This window comes from Raineya orbicola (assembly GCF_002843425.1).
Lineage (GTDB): Bacteria > Bacteroidota > Bacteroidia > Cytophagales > Thermonemataceae > Raineya > Raineya orbicola.
The window spans coordinates 1-3,235 of sequence record NZ_NKXO01000076.1 but is presented as its reverse complement, the minus strand read 5'-3'; the positions used below and the strand labels follow the sequence as shown (position 1 = coordinate 3,235).

4 protein-coding genes are annotated in these 3,235 nt (G+C 34.5%); all 4 read right to left on the bottom strand.

What is annotated here, in order from left to right; genetic code table 11:
• Positions 1–114: 114 nt before the first annotated feature.
• The 4 genes from Rain11_RS13580 to Rain11_RS13560 all read right to left on the bottom strand — a co-directional run bounded on the left by Rain11_RS13580 (position 115) and on the right by Rain11_RS13560 (position 3,070).
• Entirely contained in the window at positions 115–1,413 is a 1,299-nt protein-coding gene (locus Rain11_RS13580) for a DNA methyltransferase (protein WP_101359911.1), read from the bottom strand.
• A gap of 286 nt (positions 1,414–1,699) precedes the next feature.
• Entirely contained in the window at positions 1,700–2,050 is a 351-nt protein-coding gene (locus tag Rain11_RS13575; protein ID WP_207764460.1) for a TM2 domain-containing protein, read from the bottom strand.
• A gap of 337 nt (positions 2,051–2,387) precedes the next feature.
• Positions 2,388–2,810, bottom strand: a complete 423-nt coding sequence (locus Rain11_RS13565) for an EamA family transporter (RefSeq protein WP_101359909.1) — start codon at positions 2,808–2,810, stop codon at positions 2,388–2,390.
• Complete coding sequence (locus Rain11_RS13560; protein WP_243390598.1) at positions 2,807–3,070, bottom strand: Na+/H+ antiporter NhaA; 264 nt, start codon at positions 3,068–3,070, stop codon at positions 2,807–2,809. Before Rain11_RS13560 ends, Rain11_RS13565 begins: the two co-directional genes overlap by 4 nt.
• Positions 3,071–3,235: the final 165 nt, after the last annotated feature.

Genomic DNA, 3,235 nt, shown 5'->3' with positions numbered 1-3,235 from the left:
TAAATGTGGTATTATATACCTTTTTATATTATCTTTGCTTAAGATTTCCATGAAAAGTAATATTTTAGTTTCAGCACCTAAATATACAACTTTCATTGGAAATCTTTTTCAATCCTAAACAACTTCATAGTCAAAGTATGTTTTATCTTTCTCTGTAAGAAAAAAATATCTTCCTAATTTTTTTGCAGTTTTACCCACCGTTCCGCTTCCGGCAAATGGGTCAAAAACCAAGTCGCCTTTGTAAGAGTAATATTGAATAACTCGTTTGCAAAGCTCAACTGGGAAAACTGCTGAATGAACTTTGTCAAAACAAGGGTCAATTTTCCAAACATTTGTCGTTTCATACCCTTCGGGAACTTTGCTGTCTTGAACTGTTTGCCAATCATATTGACGAATGTTCCAATCTAAAAGTTTATCAGTTGATTTTCTATAAACCATTAAATACTCTGTAACTGAATTTGGTTTGTAAGCAAGTGGCTTTCTGTGTTGCTGAAAACCGCCAATGCGATTTTTTACACTTGCTTCGGGTTTCATCCAAACAATGTCGTCAATAAACTCCCATCCCATTTCCATTAAATAAGGGTGAATGTCAAAAGGAATTGGATAGCGTTTGCTGCTGTGTGCTCTGCTAATTCTTGGAATTATTATGGGGGATGTGTTTACAATTAAAAATCTACCTTCTTTAGTAATACGATGAACTTCTCTAAATACGTAAGCAAGAAATTCTAAATATGCTTTGTAGCTTGGGTAAATTGAATAATCTCTTGCATTGTAGTATGGTGGCGATGTAAATGTCAAATGAATACTCTCGTCTTTGAGTAATCTCATTGTTTCAATCGTATCGGCATTAACTACAACATTTTTCAGGTAGTCATAACTCTCGGTATGTGGTTGTGAGTTTTTGTCTTTCTTTTCTGCGAAATATTCTTTGTATATAACAGTCCGAACCATTTCGTTTTCGTGATTGAGCAATTGTTTTAAACTGTTATCAACTTCATTGTCTCCTTTGAAAACAAGCAGCCCACGAATGGCTTGGCATACAATTTTGGGGTCGTTGTCTTGCAAGATTTCTGTTAAAATAGTCTGACCTTTTTTTGTTCTCATTCGTCCGATTGACGATACGGCTTCTCGTCTTACGTTTGTGTCATTGTCGTTTAGGGCAGTCTGTTTAAGAAGTGGTAAATATTCTTCGTTTCCCAATTTTCCTATTGTCTTGACTGCCCAAAGTCTTACTGTCGAGTTTTTATGACCAAGTAAGTCAAGAAGGAAACTTCCGTCAAAGTCTTTCGGTAATTGTCCTAAGTTTTCAAGAATGAAAGTCAAAGAACTGCTGTCCCGATATTCTTTCACAAGGTCTCCAATAGCACCGTTGCCGTTGTTTTTCAGTTCTTTGATATATTCTTTTGTTAGCATTGTTCTTTTGTTAATTAATGGTCTTCAAAGTTACTTTTTAGATGTCAAAACTTACTACAAATCGCTTCAAATTTTAAACAGTTTTTCAATTTTAGTCAGTCAAATTTTATGTTACACTGTCTCAAATAGGGTTGCCGATAACGGTCAAGTATAAGCGTAGTGCGGGTTTTCAGAGAAATTCACTGTCAACCCGCACTAATGTTTATTAATGGAAAAATGCTTAATTTCTGCAATTCACCCCGCATTACGCTTATACAATGTTGTAGCACGTTTTTCATTTTTCAACTTAGCTCGACATTGCTTTCAAATTCCGCATTGTGTCTATAGCAATGTCTTTATTATAATTCTTCACAAGACCTGGAAGTCTGAACAGGTCAATCAACCACCAAATAAAAAATCCGCCACCAGTCAGCCAAAAAACAATCTGAAGTCCCCACTTTCTTAAATATCCATAGTGCATAGCTAAAATGACAATTAAGAATAAATAAGCAATTCCAACTGATTTAGCTTTTCTTTTGTATTCTTCTACAAATTCTTCTTGTTTTTGAGCGGGCAATTTTGCCAATTCATTTTTTACCATTGAAGGTAAACGGTCAGCGATTGATGCTGAAATGTAAAGTTTTGATTCTTGTTCCATATTTTAATTCCTTTAAATTAAGTTAGTTCCTACTCGTTTGGCTTTTCGGTTTCGCCCCGTTTTTTATAGTGGTCGCTGGACTCCACTTTTTTTTGTAAAAATATTTTCTGTCAGTCAGCCAGATTTTCAATAAGAGTTAAAATTGGTGGTTCTCTTGTATGTGTCATTCCGTTGTGTCGTTTGTTTAACTTGCCCATAACGTTTTGGGGCTTGGCGAAGTTGGGGCATTCAAGGCACAAATGTTCAGTTTTGCACAAATGTTCAATAGAATTACAAATGTTCAATTTAGCACTTCTGCCCCAATTTTGCCAAACCCTTGTTACCTGCTGCCCTTTTTTCATTTTATAGTCAAAACCATTAACCCAATAATTATTAAAAGTCCACCAACTGCTATTTTCCAAGTAAATTGTTCATTCAGAAACAAAATAGAAAGTGTCAAAGTAATTAAGATACTTGCTTTGTCTATGAGTGCTACTTCCGAAACGTTTCCAATTTTAATGGCTTTGTAGTAAAAAATCCAAGAAAGTGTTGTAGTAATGCCCGAACAACCTAATAGCAAAATGTCTTTTTTTGTAAGGTTAGAAAAGTCTTTGATATGATTGAAAACGAAAATATTCAACCATATAAGCACAAATACAAAACTTGTTCTAACGGCAAGTCCTGTGTCGCCACTAACGTTTTTTAGTCCTGCTTTTGCTATTACAGAAGTCAGTCCTGCAAAAATCATTGATATTATGGCAAAAATTTGAAATTGTTTCACGATACTTTTTCTGTTTTTAAGGTTACTTTCAACATAATAAAACCTAAAACCCCCGCTGTCAATGAAGAAATTAAGATTACTAATTTTGAGTTGTTTATGATTGTTTCGTTGTCAAATGCAAGCAAGGTTACAAAAATTGACATTGTAAAGCCTATTCCTGCCAAAAGTCCTACACCCAAAATCGACTTCCAATTTAAGTCTGTCGGCAGTTTACAAAGTCCCAATGTTACTGCTAAAAATGTTAAAAGGAAAATACCCAAAGGTTTGCCAACAATTAGTCCAAGTGCAATTCCTAAACTAACGTGAGTTAAGCGGCAATATCTTGAAAAAGTTCAAAATTTGTAAGTAGATTTTTTTCTTGAAAATCTCTAATAGTGGGCTTTTTATCTAGGAATTTGTAGGCAATAATTCCAGACCACAAATTG

Excerpts from the sequence above, each read along its gene's own strand:
- Rain11_RS13575 (WP_207764460.1), bottom strand. The coding sequence starts at position 2,050 with ATGGAACAAGAATCAAAACTTTACATTTCAGCATCAATCGCTGACCGT.
- Rain11_RS13580 (WP_101359911.1), bottom strand. The coding sequence starts at position 1,413 with ATGCTAACAAAAGAATATATCAAAGAACTGAAAAACAACGGCAACGGT.